Raw genomic sequence first — 16249 nt, 5'->3', positions numbered from 1 at the left:
TAGCGTTTTGAATCTCAGCTCGTGACGTCGCGAATTAGCGTGTCCCATTGGGCAAAGACCTGATCTGGGGACAGATCGGCCTTTAGCGTAGGTGACACCTTGGACATCTGCGCCCTGAGGTCGGGTTCATGGATCAGCTTCAGCACTGCCTGTTCCAAACCACTGACATCGTTGACGGGAACCAGATATCCGTTCCGTCCGTTTTGAATAAACTCTGACGGACCGTAATCGCAATCGAAAGACACGACCGGTATCCCGCTGACCGCCGCCTCAGCGACGACATTGTGAAACCCTTCGAACCGCGAGGTCGCTACCAGAATGTCTGCGCGCTGCGCCCATTCCCCGACCTCGATCGTATTGCCGGGCAGCCGAGCAACCGACTGTAGCCCCAGATCATCGCGCAGTTTCTGCAGATTTTCCCGCTCGCTGCCCTCACCATAGATAATCAGCCTGGTATCTGGAGCTTGGGAATGAATGCGCTGCATCGCCTGCAGCAGCATGTCGAACCCTTTTTGCCGAACGAGGCGGCCAACCGCGACCAGTTGCACACCCTGCCTCGTGCCAGAGGCTTCAACTCGCTCAAAGGGGAGGATCGGGTTCGGAATAACCATCCCCTTCTTGCGCAAAGTGAAGGGAAGATCCGCCAATCCGCGATGTGTCAGCCCGACAACCTTTGCTGCCTTTATCCCCGCAATCCCCTGAAGCGGTGCCCAAAGGGGATGTGCGTCCTGCCGCAGCGGATTATTGCGTTCAGAAATGATAACGGGAATCCCGGTTCCAACGCTTGCCAGAAGAGTCTGAACATTCACCTTGGTCAGGAATGAGATTACAACGTCCGGTCGAAATTTCTTTATGACAGAGCGGATATGCGTAATACGTGACGCCTGTCCCGTCGCCTTTTCTGCAACGCTGAGTTCAACATCGAGATGCATCGGGAAATAGGGACCATCGGTCGGCATCTGAAAACCGGTAACGTGAACAGCACAACCGCGCCGGGCAAAATGCCCTGAAACCATGGCGATTACTTTCTCTGCCCCCCCAGGCCCAAATCCAGCCTGCACAAAAAGAACTCTCAAAACCAAATACCTGAAAAACATCCCGTCAATGGAGGGTAGATTAGGGCCCGCGTTCGAGCAACTGTTATGCATGGAATGTTTTCACATTCAGGCTGAATTTCCTGATTTGTTGCAATCAGTGCAAGAAACCGGTCGAAATCACCAAAACGCCGAAAAATTACCGGCCGGCTTTCACCTATCCAACCCGCGACCCTGTGCCAATCTCTGAACGATCACGGCAAAACCCGCGAATTGTCTTCGCTGCAGGGGTGCGACCGTTCCGGGCCGCGTTACAAAAGCCTGCCTAAACACCGATATCCAATGCCAGAGCATGGATCCGCGGCACGATATCTCCAAGCGCCTTGTGCACTGCGCGGTGGCGGGCAACGCGAGATTGCCCCTCGAATGCAGCCGCGCGGATTCGGATGTTGAAATGGCTTTCACCACCTTCTTGGAATCCAGCATGCCCGCGGTGGCTTTCGCTGTCGTCAACAATTTCAAGCTCATGTGGATCAAACGCCGATTGCAGGCGGCTTCGCATTTCTTCGGTCACGGTCATTTTTACGCTCAGCGGCAAAAATATTACCGCCCCCCTCTTCTACTTTCGGCTGCTTAGACTAAACTGCTGCCTCCGAGTCGAGAAGATGCGTTCTTAAGGATCATAGCATGACGAAATCAGACCCATTTGGATTCGATATGTCCGTCTCCAGCGCGAAGAAAAAAAACCCGCGTGGACGGCGTGGTATGTCTGGCGCGTCTGAAACTTCGGTGCGAATCTGTGACCATGAGGGCTGTGAAGAGCCTGGTAAATTTCGGGCCCCGAAAGCACCGGATGTTTTGGATGATTTCTTCTGGTTCTGCCAGCAGCATGTGCGCGAGTATAACCAGAAATGGAATTTCTTCGACGGCACGACCGAGGCCGAAATGAATGCTCAACAGTCTAAGGACAAAGTCTGGGAGCGTGAAACCAAACCCATGGGCGATCCCGAGGCACGTGCCTGGGCCCGTTTGGGAATCGAAGACCCGCACCAGGTGCTGGGCGCGAACAGTACCCAGAACAAAGGGCGCACTACAGGCGGAGGCGGCCGCCGCCTGCCCCCGACCGAACGTCGCGCTATCGAGATTCTGGAAGCCAATGACAGCTGGTCCAAGGCCGAAATCCGAAAGACCTATAAAAAGCTGATCAAGGTGTTGCACCCCGATATGAACGGCGGCGACCGCTCGCAGGAAGAGCAGCTGCAAGAAGTTGTCTGGGCCTGGGACCAGATCAAAGACAGCCGGAACTTTAAATAGGCGTTTTAATTGCTGGCCATACCCTGCAGCGCCAGCACTTCGGGGCGTTTCAAGCAACGTAACCGCGTTCGAGGAACCGACGCCTCAGCACACAGTTCAGGGAATAGCGCGCGCAATTCGTCGACGTCTTCGCGGTGAAAGGATTGCAGCGCCCTGTCGCCCAGAAACAGGCTTTCGCTGCGCACGCCATTGGATGTCAAAATCTCGTGCCGTTCGCAGGCAATGTGAAAATATTCTACCGGCTTATCGGGCGACACTTGATAGACCGTATCGCCATTGACCAAATGGATGGCAGCCGAAAAAACCTTTGCTTCGCCAAACAATAACTCGGCCCGCCAGCCTTCCAGCACGATCCGATGCTGAGGCGACACGTACAAATCCTGATCCGGCACCCCTTTGCCCAGGGCATTTCTCCGGATGCAGACAGGTCTGAACTTTGGCCTGCTGTGCAAAGCCATAGTGCTAAGAGCCCTTTTGCCGATCCAGACAATAGGCAGTGCCCCGCCATTCGAGACGAGCACCCTGTCGCCAACAACCAATTTCTCGACCGGGACCGGTCCGTTGTCGGTATCAATCAAAGTCCCGGAAACAAAACAGGGTGGGTCTGTTGGATCAAGGTCCGAGGTCGTGATCTTCCAGTTCCCCAATGTCATCGGGCCCGTCGGGTTCGCCGTGTCCCAGGCATAAACCTGGCCGCCCACCCGAATGAACTCGCCAGATTCCCCTGTGCCACGGTAATTGCCTTGGCCAAGATATGTGTAGGTCTGGAACGTTGCCCCACCATCGAACGAGATCGTAGAGCCAGAGATAATGGCAGGAACGGTCGTGTCCTGAACGATCAGGTCTCCGCGGCCGGTGCTGTTGACAGTATGGAGAAGGGCATCAAAAGCCATTGGTCAGTCCCAGGATGCTGACGACCGAATGCGCCAACAAATGACCATGGAATGTACAGAACTGAAAGCAGCCTGAACCAAGCTTCTCATAAACCACCTCACTCGTAACCCATCAAAACTCACCAATATGTTCAGTCTAAAACACAGTTACCCCCAAACTAAGTGATATTTTCATATTTGAATGCATATTGTTGCCTGCCGGCCAACAATATCGCCTAATGTAAGAGTGCAATTTCACCAAGACCATCTCCTTATGTGTAAACCGATTGGGCACTGTCCCTTTATCTGAAACGAACGGAGGCGGTGTGCCGAGTGCGTCAATATGAATGAAACTGCGCCCCAGCCTTTTAGCCTCGCCGCTTCCCCTTGCCCTTACCCGCAATATGTTGCACCACACACGGGTTCAGAAGCCCGCGCGGGGGCCGCGGTATCAGGATAAGGACGACAGGCATGGATTGGCCGATTGACGCAAACGCAAAACCAACAGAAGAGATTTCGGTCCGAGATGTGTTCGGCATCGATTCTGACATGCAGGTCAAACGCTTTTACGAACAGACAGAACGGGTTCCCGAGATCGACCCGACATATAAGTTCGACCCAGATACGACGCTGGCAATCCTCGCAGGGTTTACCCATAATCGCCGCGTGATGATTCAGGGTTATCACGGCACCGGTAAATCGACCCATATCGAACAGGTTGCCGCACGCCTGAATTGGCCGGCTGTGCGTGTGAATCTCGACAGCCATATCAGCCGGATCGACCTGATCGGCAAGGACGCGATCAAACTGCGCGACGGCAAGCAGGTTACGGATTTCCACGAAGGAATTCTGCCCTGGGCTCTGCGTAACCCTGTTGCGATCGTCTTTGACGAATACGATGCCGGGCGCGCAGACGTGATGTTTGTGATCCAGCGCGTTCTGGAAACCAATGGCAGCCTGACCCTGCTGGACCAGAACGAGATTCTGACCCCGCACAAGTATTTCCGCCTGTTTGCCACCGCCAATACTGTTGGCCTGGGTGACACGACCGGCCTGTATCACGGCACACAACAGATCAACCAAGCCCAGATGGACCGTTGGTCTCTGGTCGCGACGCTGAACTACCTTAGCCATGACGCAGAAACGATGATCGTTCTGTCCAAAGCGCCGCATTACAACACTGCCGAGGGCCGCAAGATCGTCGCTCAGATGGTCACCGTTGCCGATCTGACTCGGACCGCCTTCATGAACGGTGATCTTTCGACCGTGATGAGCCCCCGAACGGTAATCAACTGGGCCCAAAACGCCGAGATTTTCCGCAATGTCGGCTATGCTTTCCGCCTATCCTTTCTGAACAAATGCGACGAGCTGGAGCGCCAGACAGTGGCCGAGTTCTATCAGCGGTGTTTTGATGAGGAACTCCCGGAAAGCGCTGCAAGCACCAGCTTGGGATAACAAAATATACGGAATTTCCGGGGGCTTGTGCGTGGCACAGGCTTTCGGAAGCTCTGGTAGGGCCACATCATCAAAAGCTACGAAAGCTAGCCTTTATGCATTATTGGCCAAATGTGCCTGTGCAGCTTCTCGAGCCGCATCTGGAGCCAACAATCCGTCGTCGTCAAGTTTCCAGATTCCAATGTGATTGTCACAGAATTCGCGAAGATGACCGCGTTTACTGACGTCTTCCGCCAATTTGGTTAAACTATCCGCCGCCTCTGTGAAGTTATGCATGGCATAATCATCAAAGTCCTGGGTTTTCCACGGCCGATCATCGCCGAAATGAAACGTCAGACTGACATTCTTGAGCATCAGCATTCGTTTCGAGTGCGCAGCGAGGTTGAATAGCATTGGTTGTATGACCCCAGACATCCCGAGGCAGGAATCTGTACGGACAAATTGATCGAAAACTTCTTTGGAAAAAACAAAGCAGTCGAAACCCGGATGCTGCATACCGACCTCGCCCATAGATAGGGGGTCATGGGAAAACCCATGCGCATCGCCAAATGTCCGACGATTGATCGTGATGGCATCGAAACCACCCGCAATAAGCTGACGTACCGCGCCATAAAAATAGGGCTGAAGACAAATATCTGCATTAGTGTAGATTACAAAATCTCCGGGTTTCGCAACGGATGCACCCTTTTCCAGAATATCAAACAAAAGTGGCAAAGGCCGAGGAATTCGAAACGTTCCGACATCCAGAACCGTGCGTTCCAGTTTTGTCGCAACTTGCAGGCCGAAATGGGCCTGAATCAGATCTTCGTCCCCATGCACCGGAACCTGCACCAATGTTGTTTCACCTTCACCAGCCAACGGATCTGATTTGGCAGTCACCATGCTATCCAACGTAGCGCGCTGCACATCATTCATCGCTCCGTCGACAGAAAAGAAATTGACGATATGCACTAGGTTGATTGGGTCAGGATCTTTGTATTTGGGATCGAAAACGTGAACTATCTCACTCAGCGGCGTTGAGGGTGACTGACAGAAAACATTCTCGGCTAGCCAGCCCGAGGGCTGTAAATCTATGGTCTGCCTTTTGATCCCGAACAATTTTCGAATTTGTCTTCAGAGTCCCATAAAACCGTCCCAAACAAATAACTATATCACGCGTTCGTGTACCGTTCGTTTTGCATTGTACTGATGGAAAAGTCACCCCCAGTTAGAATCACAGGCCACGCAGAAGCCGGGCGTTGCCCCTTTTCTACAAGTCCGGCGTTTTTGCAATTCGGGCGTGCCGCTGATTACCCGGAAAACAAGGCCGACCCTATGGTCAAGACCTATGATTGGCTCTAGGTTGCCCAAGTAGAACAAGACCGGACCTGCCACCGATGAGCAAACCCAAAGACAACCCCGCTGATCCGTTCAAGAAAGCTCTGGCCGAAGCCACCAAAGTGATGGCCGACGATCCGGAACTTACGGTGAGCTATACGGTCGACCCGTCGGGCCTGTCGGGTGAGTCGATGCGGTTGCCTCAGGTCTCGCGGCGCATGACGCGGGAAGAGGTTCTGTTGGCGCGCGGGACCGCGGATGCTTTGGCTTTGCAGCGACGCTATCACGATGATGCTACTCATAATCGCTATGCGCCTCCGGGTGACATGGCCCGCGATCTGTATGAGGCGATGGAGGTTGCCCGGTGCGAAGCGATGGGTGCGCGGGACATGCCAGGCACTGCGTCCAACATCGACGTCAAGATCGGGCACGAAGCGATCCGGCGTGGGTATGATCAATGCAAACAGCCAGCTGACGCGCCTCTTTCGGTGGCCGCCGGCTATCTGATCCGGCATCTGGCCACTGGTCGCGACCTGCCGCCTGCGGCTGACAATGTCATGAACCTGTGGCGCGGGTTTATCGAAGATCAGGCAGGGGGCGTACTGGAGAACCTTGACGAGGTGCTTTCGGACCAGGCCGAATTCGCCAAGTTTGCACGCCAGATGATCAAGGATCTGGGCTATGGCGATCAGCTGGGCGATGACCCGGATGAGCTGGACGAAGATCAGGAAGATCAGGCCGAAGACGACGCCGAAGAACAGCCCGACCCCGACAGCACTGGCCAGGATGATCAGGACGAACAGGACGCGGATGCGACCCCTGAGCAGTCACAGGAAGAACAGCAGGATCAGTCTCAGGCCCAAGTCTCCATGGATGAGATGGCCGAGGATGAAATGGGAGAAGAGGCCGAGATGCCCGAGGGCGAGGCCCCGCTGGAGCCGCCTGCCCCTCCGCCTGCATCCGATGCTGATCCCGACTATAAGGTCTACCTGAGCACCCATGACGAAGAGATCGCCGCCGAGGATCTGGCGGAGCCCGCTGAGCTGGAACGCCTTCGGGCCTATCTGGATCAACAGCTAGAACCGCTGAAAGGCGCCGTCAGCCGTTTGGCCAACAAATTGCAGCGCCGGTTGCAGGCGCAACAGAACCGCAGCTGGGAGTTCGACCGCGAAGAAGGCATTCTGGACGCAGGCCGTCTGGCGCGTGTTGTTGCAAGCCCAACCACACCGCTGAGCTTTAAGGTCGAGAAGGACACTGAGTTCCGCGATACGGTGGTGACGCTGCTGTTGGATAATTCGGGCTCGATGCGCGGGCGACCTATTTCGATCGCGGCGATCTGCGCGGATGTTCTGGCACGCACGCTGGAACGCTGCAACGTCAAGGTCGAGATTCTGGGCTTTACCACGCGAGCGTGGAAAGGCGGGCTGGCGCGCGAGGCCTGGCTGAACGATGGCCGTCCACAGCAGCCCGGTCGCCTGAACGACCTTCGCCATATCATCTACAAAGGCGCAGATGCCCCGTGGCGACGCGCCCGGCCCAATCTGGGGCTGATGATGAAAGAAGGTCTGCTGAAGGAAAATATCGACGGCGAGGCGCTGGAATGGGCGCATCGCCGGATGACGGCAAGGCGCGAGCAGCGCAAGATTTTGATGGTAATCTCGGACGGGGCGCCGGTCGATGATTCAACGCTCAGCGTGAACCCAGCAAACTATCTGGAAAAGCACCTGCGCGATGTGATCGGGATGGTCGAAAAGCGCAAGATGGTGGAATTGCTTGCCATCGGCATCGGCCATGACGTGACCCGGTATTACGACCGCGCCGTGACCATCACGGATGTCGAGCAACTGGCCGGAGCCATGACTGAGCAACTGGCCGCTCTGTTTGACAGTGATCCGCGCGCACGAGCACGGGTGATGGGAATGAAGAGAGTAGGCTGAATCGCCTTTTCCATAACATGGCGTCGCGCGCTCCAAACTGATAGAGGTATGACATGTTTCAGTCCTTCGCCGTGACCGCACGGCCGGAACAGGGCCCGCCCCGGCTGGCCGATCTGCGGACCGAATTGGCACGCGACGGGTTGGACGGTTTCTTGGTCCCGCGCGCGGATGTGCATCAAGGCGAGTATGTGGCCCCGCGCGACGAACGGCTTGCCTGGCTGACCGGGTTCACAGGTTCGGCCGGGTTTTGCGTGGTTTTGGCAGATAAGGCCGGCGTCTTCATTGACGGACGTTATCGCACTCAGGTCAAAGCGCAGGTCGCCGCCGATTACACACCTGTTCCATGGCCCGAGGTCAGCCTTGCCGCGTGGCTAACGGAACAACTCCCGCAGGGTGGTCGGGTTGGCTTTGATCCGTGGCTACATTCGGCGGGTCAGATCGCGAAAACGCAGACCGACCTTGAAGGCCGAGATATTACACTGGTGCGCAGCGACAATCTGGTGGACCGGGTTTGGCGGGATCAACCCGATCGACCAATGAACCCGGTAAAGCTGCACCCGATCGAATTCGCGGGCGAAAGCGCAGACAGCAAAATCGCGCGTCTGGCGCAGTCCCTGCAGGACGCGGGCTGTGGCGCAGCGGTGATTACCCTGCCCGACTCGATCATGTGGTTGTTGAACATTCGGGGCTCCGATATCGGGTACAACCCGGTGGCACATGGGTTTGCTATACTGCATGCGGATGGCCGCGTGGATCTGTTCATGGCGCACCAAAAGCTGAACGTGGCGATGGCCGATTCAGTCACAGTTCATGCGCCGGACACGTTTTTAACGGCTGTCGCAGCGCTTGACGGCAAGGTCCAGGTTGATCTTGGTACGCTGCCACAGGCAGTGGCCGATGTGCTAGAGGGGCAGATGGTCGATGGCGGCGACCCTTGTGGGCTGCCCAAAGCCTGCAAGAACCCTGCCGAAATCGCAGGCAGTGCCGAGGCACATCTGCGCGATGCTGTCGCTGTGATCGAAACGCTGTGCTGGCTGGATGCGCAAGCCGCTGGCGATGTTAAGGAAACGCAGGTGGTCACTCGGCTTGAGGAGAACCGGCGTAAGGATAATGCCCTGCAGGATATCTCGTTCGATACGATTGCAGGGACAGGACCCAATGGCGCGATCATGCATTACCGGGTGACCGAGGAAACCGACAACCTGCTGCAAGACGGTCATATCCTGGTGCTGGACAGCGGCGGACAATATTTGGATGGCACGACTGATATTACCCGGACCATTGCTATCGGCAATGTGGGTGAAGAAGAAAAAGCCTGCTTTACTCGCGTGCTGAAAGGCATGATCGCCATGTCTATGCTGCGCTGGCCTGCCGGGTTGGCTGGACGTGATATCGAATCCGTGGCGCGTATGCCCCTATGGGCAGCGGGTCAGGACTTTAATCACGGTGTCGGGCACGGCGTCGGTGCCTATCTGAGTGTGCATGAGGGCCCTCAGCGTCTGTCCAAAGCCAGCCATGAGCCCTTGCTGCCGGGCATGATCTTGTCGAATGAGCCGGGTTATTACCGCGAAGGTGCCTTTGGAATCCGGATTGAAAACCTTTTGGTGGTGCAATCTGCCCCTACCCTGCCCAGTGGTGACGCGGAACGTCCCATGTTGGAATGGCGCACATTGACCTATGTCCCTATCGACCGACGCTTGGTTCTGACCGATATGCTGACGGCAGTCGAACGCGACTGGCTGAACGCATATCACCGCGAAGTTGCCGAAAAAGTTCGACCAAGGCTGGGAGATGACGCCCAACTGTGGTTGGATGCCGCAACCGCACCGATCTGACACCGCATCGTTACATATACCGGGCAGTGGACAAGCGGGAAACCGGACCAGAGGAAAGAGCAAAGATGACCGAGATCACCATTCGCAAGACACCAGGCAAATGGAGCGTCCGTTCAGGAGGCGCCATTCTGGGTGAAACCACAAATGCTCTGGAATTGCTCGAGGGCGATCTTGATCCGGTCATCTATTTCCCTCGTACCGATATCGCGATGGCATTTCTGGATGTTACCGACAAGGTCACGCAGTGCAAACACAAGGGCCAAGCCACGCATTTTTCGATCGTCAACAAATCCTCGGTCACTGAAAACGCTGCTTGGAGCTATGAAGACCCGATCCATTCTGCCTTAGACATCAAAGGCCATGTCGCCTTCTACCCGCTTGATTCCGTGAAGGTCGAACAAATCTGATGCATGTCCCAGATGCGCAATACCTCTACTCAATCTAGTTGTTGCACAATATGAAAGGCCAGATCGCTTTGGCCTTCACGTCAAAATCTGGCTCGAAGTAAGAGAACGATCCTTTACGCTGGATACCACGAAAGTATCAAACGAGCCCGACCTGCACCTTGGGATTTCTCGCTGCGCCTAAACTAATAACTGCTTTTTCCGGTATTCATGGCTCAGTTTCTTGGCAAAACCCACGCCCAAAATGGTCTGTTTTTCTGGCACCAAATAGATTTGCTTTTTGTCGATCTAATGCCGCAATCAATGTGAGTTTAGAGAGTTAAACTGAAGCCTGCTCAAGATCTAAAACTCATCAAATTCCGGAACATTTCCAAGCCTAATGATGAAGCTTGGCGCCCCGACCTCGCCACTGTTCGGGTCCTCACTGACCATGTAGGCATCAGCGCCAGCGCAATCGTCGGATAGCGCTTCCCTTTCTGCTCTGTTTTGTGCCTCTGCTGCCGTGGAATATTCAAATTGCTTGCCAATTTTCAAGCTTCCTTGCCCTCCGCGACCGGGCTTATTTTCCACATATGTCTGGCAGATATAGTGAATTTTTTCTGAGCTCTCATCTGAGATTGTCATGGCAGTATCCGTAAAATGAGTATGGGTGCGATTGATGCATGGGAAAAAAATGCTCGCTAGCCGCTTTGTTCGTGTTTCGATCATTCCAGTCGCGCAAAAAGAAGGGGCGACTATCCTGTCACCGCTTTTTGACGGGCTTCGGCGGACAGGCTTCAGATAATGTATTCGCATCCCTTTCGAGCCGAGTTTTGCGGAGCCGGGCATTCTTGATCTGTCTTTGCTCTGCTTCTTCGTTGACCATTTCTCTAACGATCCGCGTTGTTTTGTCCATCGGTGTTTCCGCCTTGGGAACGTGTGCATTGAAGACAGTTTTTTTTGTCAGCTTTGCCAATGGTTATTCTCCTAACCGTTTTCAACGGTTCATTTATCAGTTGAGTGTTCAAATCGATGCCAGGTGATTGCCTGATCCTTGAGAGACATGCGCGTGTCGTGAATGACTGCCACGGAGCAGCTTTGTCTTAACGTCAGGAGCGGACATAGCATTCATCAATGCACTATAGTTCATTTGGAACTTCATTTCCGATCCTACGCTTTGCGTCGAATGGTAAGTGCCAACGACAAGATGATCGCTTGTTGCACCAATAAGCCTATATCCAGGGGGCATCGAAAGCCCCAAAATGTCCGTATCTTGCTGACCAACGGCCAGAATTATTTGTGTGCTCTGTCCGCTTTTCGGGACGAGGTGAAGTCTTTTGAATACCGGATCGCAGATGCTCTGAGGGTGAGATGCAGGTTTGGACCCTGTTTCAATTACCTCAGCGACAAGCGTGAATGCATCCGTATACATCCCGCCTATCTGATCTCCGGAAACCGGATCAACGCCCAGAAGTATTGCTTCCCCCAGCCTTAGATCATTGATGCGACAAACTGGGTGTCCGCCGAGGGCCCAAGGAAGGTTGGCCGAGTTTCCGCCAGATACCGTGTGAAGGAAGGGACCACACTGCCCCTCTGTTTCATTCGCCAGGTCAGATAGGGCCTCCATATCTGCAGCATTCGGGGCAATCCCCCCCAGACATGCAAAGTTCGCTCCGATGCCTTTCAGCGTAACACCGGGCATGTCCACCACTTGCTGTGCAACTGAGCCGAGGTCTTTTGGCACGATCCCTTCGCGCAGATCGCCCATCTCAACCATCAGGATAATGCCGTGAATGCAGTCTTTCCGGATCGCGGCGGCGGCCAGAGCGGTAATCACGAGGATTTCTGTATTGTAGCTCGCCTCACAGTATTGGATGACCTGATCGACCTGACTCAGCATTGGTGTACGGATCAATGTGATCGGGCATGTCATGCCCGCGTTGCGTAACCTTCGCACGTTACTAAGCCGCGCTTCCGCAAGACCCACAGCGCCGCCGTCGAGCATTGCCTGAGCGATGGCTGGATGCCCGCACACTGCCTTGGTCACACCGGTGACACCGATGCCGCGTGTCTTGAGGCGCTCGACAACAGTCTTCGCATTGTGACGTATCTTGCTCAGATGCACCTCAATGCGAGGGGTACTCATATCGCGGCCACGGGTGTCGAGTGATGTAACCCAGGATAAGCGGCAACAACCATTGCAAGCAAATGCGAAGCCGGCCGGCTGAGTACATCCGTTACCGGCAGCCCGAGTATTTGTGACTGTGCGGCGATCGTGTCGGTTACCTCGGCCTCGGACATCCCCTCATGATTGAGCGTGACACCAATGACCTTTGTGTCAGCAAATGCTTCGATAAGGGCAATCTCACTTGCAGGCTTGGGCATCGGCATATTGGGAAAGTCACAGCGATGCGCGCGCTTTGGAGCGTGCTGGAGGATTACGGCGTCCGGCTGGCTGCCCCGCAGGATAAAGGCGGATGTGCAGAATGCCGGATGGCTCAACGCCCCTTGACCTTCGATCAATATGACATCGGGTCGTTCAACCTCGGATGCGTCAACAATCGCGCCTTCAAGTTCGCCGCAACAGAACTGCGGCGGCACGGCATCCATTGCCACCCCATATTTTGCACCCTGCATCAAACCTGTCTGGCCCGTACCAACAAGGACAGTCTTGATGCCTCTTGCGTTCAAGGCACGGGCTAAAACAGTCGCTGTTGTCCGCTTTCCAATGGCGCAGTCGGTTCCAAGAACCGCTATGCGCAGTGCTTTCACACCTGCAATACTTCCATCGAACAGGCGCATATCCTTGCTGGGTTTAGGTTTGCGAATATCTCGGATGGTGACTTTGCGTTCGGCCGCAAAAGAGGCGATTTCTGGATCATCGCCCAGATACTCATGCAATCCACTGACGATGTTCATACCAAGTGATATCGCGTCGAGAACAACGTCACGATCTGTCGATGAGAGCCTGCCTGTAGATGGTGCCATCCCGTAAATGAGGGTATCTGGGATTACGGCTTCATGGACAACAGCAGCGTCCAGACTTCTGAAGACCGGAATGTGGTTTACAGTATCGTCAAGAACCAACCCGCTGTCTTTTCCGTCGTGATCGCTATCTATGACAGACAGGATCCTGTAGGCCTCTGAATGGCGAACGAGGCCATTTGCAGTTTTGCCATCCGCCTTGGCAAAGTTACCTTGGCAATAGACAATCGCAGTTGGCGGCAAGATGATCTGAGTGGCAGAAGTTGATCTTATGGGTTCGTCGCTGGTCAATGGCGGCGCCTGCGCCCCGCTAACAGGACGACGGATCGTGTTTGCCACGTTAAAGTCGGTTTTCATGATGTTTCCTTTGTGTGGTCGACACCCAAGGCAACACGGTCGTCACCATCGGATACCAAAGTCGAAATAGTCGCGCCGAGCGCTCAGTTATCGAGAACGCACAGGCCTTTAGATGACTTGAAATTCTTGTTGCAGTTCCAACGGTTTCCGGACCTGTCAAGATGGGCATTCGCAGGAAGCTCTATTGTTTCGCAATTCACACCTGAGGTCGCGTATCCCCGCTCGCACTTCCATCCCGTGCCGTACGTTGCATCGTCCAAGTAGGCATGTTCAGGGACCACGACGGCCGCGCACGTGCCATCCTGTACAAAAAATCCACGTTCACATGTCCAGGGTTGACCGTATCCTGATGAATTCAAATACGCGTTGGCCGGGACCACAATGGCGACGCAACGGTCGTCCAATGCTTCGAACCCACGTTTGCATTCCCACGCGGGTCCATAGGTCGTATCAGCCAGATAAGCGTTTGCGGGTACGACAATTTCTTGGCACGTATCGTCGATTTTGAGAAAACCGCGAGAGCAATGCCAACGTTCACCTGATGAATCAAGGAATCCGCCATCGGGTACAATCACCGCAACACAGGTCGCTTCATCGTTCTCGCGAAAACCATGAAGACATTCCCAACCCAAACCATAGGTACGGTTGGTCGGATAGGCATTTTCTGGCACTACGACAGCTGCGCAGACGTCGCCACTCAACCTATACCCGGCGTTGCATTTCCAACCGTCACCGTAACTCGTTGCAGTGGCATTTTCTGGCACCGATTGCGATGTAGATTGAGCGAATGCAGGCATCGAAAATAAAAGCAAAGCACCGAGTGTAAACCCGATCAGCGCCGCACTCATCTGAATGCCTAGTAACAGATTTGCGCGCCAAGTCGTCCGAAAGAGTTGCGGCATTGCCTTTGCCTTATGATCCATCCAGCTCAAGCCCCGCGATACAGGCATCTGCGAGGTCGCGGCTTGGCGAATCTGACCCCGGCAGTGTTGCCCAACCTGTATCCATCATGGCCTTGCGGCGGTTGAAGCCCGAGGCCTCTTGCAGTGTTTCGATTATTTCTTCGCGCTTGGGGTCAGCGGTTGACCTGTTCAGGCAGACCGGCACCATCGCAAGCGTTACTTCTTCGCTAGCATGGTCTTTCGCCAACTCTTGAGCGCTGCCGCTGGTTGTCCATCCGCCCCAGGTAAAGCCAAGGATTGAGACCGCAACCGCACCACACAAAGCACCGTAGATGCCTGGTTTCGTCCATTCTGGAAATGTCATTTTAGATCCTCTGGCGGAGAAAGCGCCGCCTCGCTGTTTTATGTCTTTCTGCGCAATCTTGATCTTGCGCCCAGGCCATTCCCAGGACGCGATGGTCGATAGGCGCAGTTCTTGCCTATCGGAAGCTCATTTGATCAACGGTTGCGTTGTGGTTTATTGGCAAGCCATCGGTGCGTCTGATCACCACAAACGGATCAACTAACGTCACAAGCGATGTGGTCGTGCGCGAAAACATCGGCAACTTTCCCAAACATCATATCCAAGTAGAGGACGTGACAGCTGAATTTTCATGATGGAAGAACTTAGTTCGCTCTAGCAGGCGATACGCCTGGGCTGCAGAAAACCAGAACTTTAGTGTTTTCTATATAACCACTTGGAGACGCAATTACAACGCTCGTGGCCCTACCGCTGTTCCCAAGGCCCCGATACCGATCAAAAAAATGGTTTCAACCTGGCATTTGCTTTGTGTATCGGCAAATCCGTGACCACTTATGTAGCCTTTTTACTATGTCACTCTGAAACTGGCATTCGCTGCATCAAGGAAAACATGCGGTGAGGGCAGATAATGCTTGGACGTTTTACCGAAAAGTGTGGGTTTGTCTCTGATCTCACATGCTGTTTTGAGTGTGCCTCGCCAAACATTTCTGAGCGATTTTTTGGATGATGACAGGTTGGACTGACGCGCAGGGAAAAATCGGAATTTGGCGAGAAAACGGGCGTGGGTAACGCCTGAGACGCGCCGCCAAACGGATCGGCTGGGCGCCTCACCGACCTAGCCACGACCGATTTCGTCAAGCAATTCGGCTGTCGTCACCTGACGGCAGTAGCCTTTGATCGTTTGCAGGGAATTGTCGTGACGCTCTTGCGTGTAGGTCATGCAGGCATCCGTCACTTGGGTGACCAGATAGCCCAGATCACAAGCATCGCGAATTGCGCTTTCGACGCATTGATCGGTCACGATCCCTGCCAGCACCAATTGCTTTATGCCGAGATTGCGCAGCACGTAATCTATGTGGGTCGAGACAAAGACTGAGGACGAAGATTTTGGAAACACGATCTCATCATCGGCTGGTGCCAGTTCGTCGATCACCTTGCCGTCCCAGGATCCTTTGGGCACGTTGAAGCCCGTGATTTTGTAATCCAGAGATCTGTCGCGCCCGTCTTTGGTCAGACTTTCAATCGTTGTGTAAAGAACCTCGATTCCCGCCGCGCGAAATCCCTTTTGCAAGGCTTGCATATTAGGTACGATACGGGATTTCAGCTGCTCAAAAAACCAGCCAAACTTTGCGTCAAACTCGGCATTTGTCAGCCCTTCGAATTCGGCACCATCCCTGTGGGCTGCAAAGTTCTGCACGTCAATAAACAGCAATCCCGATAGGTCATGTTCTAGTGGAAGATCGCGGGTCAATTCCATGTCTGTCTCTGCTTTCAAATGTATGCCCAAGAGGTCTAATTTTATGAATGAGGGGGATCATGACGTCCATACTAAAAGAA

At 54.3% G+C, this 16249-nt stretch carries 16 protein-coding genes; 5 read left to right on the top strand and 11 right to left on the bottom strand.

All coding sequences use genetic code 11. From position 1 onward, the window contains the following. Positions 1-14 precede the first annotated feature (14 nt). Together AC2FIC_RS01445 and AC2FIC_RS01440 are read right to left on the bottom strand one after the other, a co-directional pair. Positions 15-1097 (bottom strand): glycosyltransferase family 4 protein, encoded by a 1083-nt coding sequence (locus AC2FIC_RS01445; protein WP_496870005.1) that lies wholly within the window; start codon positions 1095-1097, stop codon positions 15-17. A gap of 262 nt (positions 1098-1359) precedes the next feature. Continuing rightward, complete coding sequence (locus AC2FIC_RS01440) at positions 1360-1614, bottom strand: BolA family protein (RefSeq protein WP_142634975.1); 255 nt, start codon at positions 1612-1614, stop codon at positions 1360-1362. Positions 1615-1721: 107 nt separating this feature from the next. On the opposite strand from AC2FIC_RS01440, the gene AC2FIC_RS01435 reads away from it, so the two are divergent. Further along, on the top strand, positions 1722-2348 hold the full coding sequence (locus tag AC2FIC_RS01435; RefSeq protein ID WP_496689725.1) for a J domain-containing protein: 627 nt from the start codon (positions 1722-1724) through the stop codon (positions 2346-2348). Positions 2349-2353: 5 nt separating this feature from the next. Here AC2FIC_RS01435 and AC2FIC_RS01430 read toward each other — a convergent pair whose 3' ends face one another. Beyond that, positions 2354-3241 carry a Hint domain-containing protein gene (locus AC2FIC_RS01430; RefSeq protein WP_496690878.1) on the bottom strand — a complete coding sequence of 296 codons (888 nt, stop codon included), beginning with the start codon at positions 3239-3241 and terminating at the stop codon, positions 2354-2356. Positions 3242-3691: 450 nt separating this feature from the next. On the opposite strand from AC2FIC_RS01430, the gene cobS reads away from it, so the two are divergent. Next, positions 3692-4675 carry a cobaltochelatase subunit CobS gene (gene cobS / locus AC2FIC_RS01425; protein ID WP_496690879.1) on the top strand — a complete coding sequence of 328 codons (984 nt, stop codon included), beginning with the start codon at positions 3692-3694 and terminating at the stop codon, positions 4673-4675. 93 nt (positions 4676-4768) lie between these two features. Here the strand turns inward: cobS and AC2FIC_RS01420 are convergent, their stop codons facing one another. Continuing rightward, positions 4769-5590 carry a hypothetical protein gene (locus AC2FIC_RS01420; RefSeq protein WP_496870004.1) on the bottom strand — a complete coding sequence of 274 codons (822 nt, stop codon included), beginning with the start codon at positions 5588-5590 and terminating at the stop codon, positions 4769-4771. 461 nt (positions 5591-6051) lie between these two features. Between AC2FIC_RS01420 and cobT the strand changes: the two genes are divergently transcribed. The 3 genes from cobT (at position 6052) to AC2FIC_RS01405 (ending at position 10171) form a co-directional block, all read left to right on the top strand. Next, on the top strand, positions 6052-7929 hold the full coding sequence (cobT, locus tag AC2FIC_RS01415; protein WP_142634986.1) for a cobaltochelatase subunit CobT: 1878 nt from the start codon (positions 6052-6054) through the stop codon (positions 7927-7929). A gap of 53 nt (positions 7930-7982) precedes the next feature. Further along, complete coding sequence (locus tag AC2FIC_RS01410; RefSeq protein WP_496690881.1) at positions 7983-9764, top strand: aminopeptidase P family protein; 1782 nt, start codon at positions 7983-7985, stop codon at positions 9762-9764. 65 nt (positions 9765-9829) lie between these two features. Then, on the top strand, positions 9830-10171 hold the full coding sequence (locus AC2FIC_RS01405) for a DUF427 domain-containing protein (protein WP_142634990.1): 342 nt from the start codon (positions 9830-9832) through the stop codon (positions 10169-10171). A gap of 339 nt (positions 10172-10510) precedes the next feature. On the opposite strand, the gene AC2FIC_RS01400 is transcribed toward AC2FIC_RS01405, so the two are convergent. The 7 genes from AC2FIC_RS01400 to AC2FIC_RS01370 form a co-directional block, all read right to left on the bottom strand. Beyond that, entirely contained in the window at positions 10511-10792 is a 282-nt protein-coding gene (locus AC2FIC_RS01400; RefSeq protein WP_282021446.1) for a hypothetical protein, read from the bottom strand. 118 nt (positions 10793-10910) lie between these two features. Then, a complete protein-coding gene (locus tag AC2FIC_RS01395; protein ID WP_281972780.1) occupies positions 10911-11123 on the bottom strand; it encodes a hypothetical protein in 213 nt (70 codons plus the stop codon). 48 nt (positions 11124-11171) lie between these two features. Next, a complete protein-coding gene (locus AC2FIC_RS01390) occupies positions 11172-12293 on the bottom strand; it encodes an alanine/ornithine racemase family PLP-dependent enzyme (RefSeq protein WP_496690882.1) in 1122 nt (373 codons plus the stop codon). Beyond that, positions 12290-13489 carry an N-acetyltransferase DgcN family protein gene (locus AC2FIC_RS01385; RefSeq protein ID WP_496690883.1) on the bottom strand — a complete coding sequence of 400 codons (1200 nt, stop codon included), beginning with the start codon at positions 13487-13489 and terminating at the stop codon, positions 12290-12292. The genes AC2FIC_RS01390 and AC2FIC_RS01385 overlap by 4 nt, the downstream gene beginning before the upstream one ends. Positions 13490-13572: 83 nt before the next feature. Then, positions 13573-14337 carry a hypothetical protein gene (locus AC2FIC_RS01380; RefSeq protein ID WP_496690884.1) on the bottom strand — a complete coding sequence of 255 codons (765 nt, stop codon included), beginning with the start codon at positions 14335-14337 and terminating at the stop codon, positions 13573-13575. Positions 14338-14401: 64 nt separating this feature from the next. Then, entirely contained in the window at positions 14402-14755 is a 354-nt protein-coding gene (locus AC2FIC_RS01375; protein WP_142635000.1) for a hypothetical protein, read from the bottom strand. Positions 14756-15527: 772 nt separating this feature from the next. Then, on the bottom strand, positions 15528-16169 hold the full coding sequence (locus AC2FIC_RS01370) for a cysteine hydrolase family protein (RefSeq protein WP_496690885.1): 642 nt from the start codon (positions 16167-16169) through the stop codon (positions 15528-15530). Between the last annotated feature and the right edge of the window lie 80 nt (positions 16170-16249).

The organism is Ruegeria sp. CDSC079, from assembly GCF_059610505.1.
The sequence above is the reverse complement of the archived record's forward strand: the minus strand, read 5'-3'. Positions and strand labels throughout refer to the sequence as shown.

Coding starts and splice junctions, on each gene's coding strand:
- AC2FIC_RS01370 (WP_496690885.1), bottom strand. CDS start 16,169: ATGGAATTGACCCGCGATCTTCCACTAGAACATGACCTATCGGGATTG.
- AC2FIC_RS01435 (WP_496689725.1), top strand. CDS start 1,722: ATGACGAAATCAGACCCATTTGGATTCGATATGTCCGTCTCCAGCGCG.
- AC2FIC_RS01430 (WP_496690878.1), bottom strand. CDS start 3,241: ATGGCTTTTGATGCCCTTCTCCATACTGTCAACAGCACCGGCCGCGGA.
- AC2FIC_RS01410 (WP_496690881.1), top strand. CDS start 7,983: ATGTTTCAGTCCTTCGCCGTGACCGCACGGCCGGAACAGGGCCCGCCC.
- AC2FIC_RS01440 (WP_142634975.1), bottom strand. CDS start 1,614: ATGACCGTGACCGAAGAAATGCGAAGCCGCCTGCAATCGGCGTTTGAT.
- AC2FIC_RS01405 (WP_142634990.1), top strand. CDS start 9,830: ATGACCGAGATCACCATTCGCAAGACACCAGGCAAATGGAGCGTCCGT.
- cobT (WP_142634986.1), top strand. CDS start 6,052: ATGAGCAAACCCAAAGACAACCCCGCTGATCCGTTCAAGAAAGCTCTG.
- AC2FIC_RS01380 (WP_496690884.1), bottom strand. CDS start 14,337: ATGAGTGCGGCGCTGATCGGGTTTACACTCGGTGCTTTGCTTTTATTT.
- AC2FIC_RS01445 (WP_496870005.1), bottom strand. CDS start 1,097: ATGTTTTTCAGGTATTTGGTTTTGAGAGTTCTTTTTGTGCAGGCTGGA.
- AC2FIC_RS01400 (WP_282021446.1), bottom strand. CDS start 10,792: ATGACAATCTCAGATGAGAGCTCAGAAAAAATTCACTATATCTGCCAG.
- AC2FIC_RS01390 (WP_496690882.1), bottom strand. CDS start 12,293: ATGAGTACCCCTCGCATTGAGGTGCATCTGAGCAAGATACGTCACAAT.
- cobS (WP_496690879.1), top strand. CDS start 3,692: ATGGATTGGCCGATTGACGCAAACGCAAAACCAACAGAAGAGATTTCG.
- AC2FIC_RS01420 (WP_496870004.1), bottom strand. CDS start 5,590: ATGAATGATGTGCAGCGCGCTACGTTGGATAGCATGGTGACTGCCAAA.
- AC2FIC_RS01375 (WP_142635000.1), bottom strand. CDS start 14,755: ATGACATTTCCAGAATGGACGAAACCAGGCATCTACGGTGCTTTGTGT.
- AC2FIC_RS01385 (WP_496690883.1), bottom strand. CDS start 13,489: ATGAAAACCGACTTTAACGTGGCAAACACGATCCGTCGTCCTGTTAGC.